Source organism: Flavobacterium sp. ACAM 123, assembly GCF_000264055.1.
In the GTDB taxonomy this organism is placed as follows: Bacteria; Bacteroidota; Bacteroidia; order Flavobacteriales; family Flavobacteriaceae; genus Flavobacterium.
The window spans coordinates 1-551 of record NZ_AJXL01000245.1 but is presented as its reverse complement, the minus strand read 5'-3'; the positions used below and the strand labels follow the sequence as shown (position 1 = coordinate 551).

The following is a 551-nucleotide window of genomic DNA, read 5'->3' as shown; positions in this document are numbered from 1 at the left end:
ATAGCCATTAGAAAAGATACCGAAATGCAAAATTATTACCGAAAACATCAAGGTAAAAACGTAAAGAGTGTCATTATAAAAGTAGCTCATAAAATGGCACGCAGAATTTTATCAGTTATTAAAACCGAAACCGCATATCAAATCAATAGAAATTTAGTCCCGATATCTATCGGGATAAAACAATAAAAATAACCTTCTTAATAAGCTCAACCATAAAAGAGAAATAGACTACAAAACAGCTGTGGTGGTTCCATAAAATGAATCCACATCTCAAAGCAGGTAGCTATTTTATTTATTCTTACAATCATACCGATGCTGCTGGCTGCCATAAGTAGACCACATATAGGAGCGTGAGCTTTAAGATTATAAAAAGATATATTATGAAGTAAAAGAGAAATTAATTCTTGGCATCATTGAAAAAGTTAGAATAACTTTTTCAGTCCTAAGCCTTCGGCGGACAAAAAGTTGGTTTCCAACTTTTCTAACAAGCCGTTGGAACGGAATTTTATACTCGAAAAATAACCAACATATAACCCTCTTAAAAGTTGTTG

The 551-nt window shown here is 32.7% G+C and carries 1 pseudogene; it reads left to right on the top strand.

Going from position 1 to position 551, the window contains the following annotated elements:
* Positions 1–186: pseudogene (locus A3SG_RS22600) on the top strand (IS110 family transposase); the annotation flags it as partial.
* Positions 187–551: the final 365 nt, after the last annotated feature.